The sequence below is a fragment of the Streptomyces sp. DH12 genome (assembly GCF_020873895.1).
GTDB lineage: Bacteria > Actinomycetota > Actinomycetes > Streptomycetales > Streptomycetaceae > Streptomyces.
Window position 1 is genome coordinate 1 of record NZ_JAHWGT010000574.1, and the last position, 556, is coordinate 556.

Annotated in this window: 1 protein-coding gene; it reads right to left on the reverse strand. The window is 72.8% G+C overall.

Translation table 11 applies throughout. The features are described 5' to 3' along the window. Positions 1-556, reverse strand: a 556-nt coding sequence (locus LPA54_RS35850) for a DNA polymerase domain-containing protein (protein WP_368857893.1), incomplete at both ends; no start/stop codon positions are given.

Consider the following 556-nt stretch of genomic DNA (forward strand, 5'->3'; position numbering starts at 1 on the left):
TCCTTCCACCACTTGATGGTCACCCGCTCCGGCATCCGGCGCTCCATCTCGCGGCCGACGGCGATGGCGGCGCGGCGCACCTGGGTGAAGGTCCAGCGCGGCTCGATCGGCACGAAGACGTGCAGCCCGCGGCCGCCGGACGTCTTGGGCCAGCCGCGCAGCCCGTACTGGTCGAGGACGGCGCGCAGTTCACCGGCGGCGCGCGCGGCGTCGTCGTAGTCGGTGCCGGGCTGCGGGTCGAGGTCGATGCGCAGTTCGTCGGGATGTTCGACGTCCGTGCGGCGCACCGGCCAGGGGTGGAACACGAGGGTGCCGTACTGGGCCGCCCACACCACGGCGGCCTCCTCCGTGGGGCACATCTCGTCGGCGCTGCGTCCGCTGGGGAAGGTGATGTGCGCGGTGGGGATCCAGTCGGGCATGCTCTTGGGGGCGCGCTTCTGGTAGAACCACTCGCCCTCGATGCCGTCCGGGTAGCGCTGGAGGGTGGTGGGGCGCTCGCGCAGGGCGCGCAGGATGCCGGGGGCGACCGCCTGGTAGTAGCGGGCGACGTCCAGCT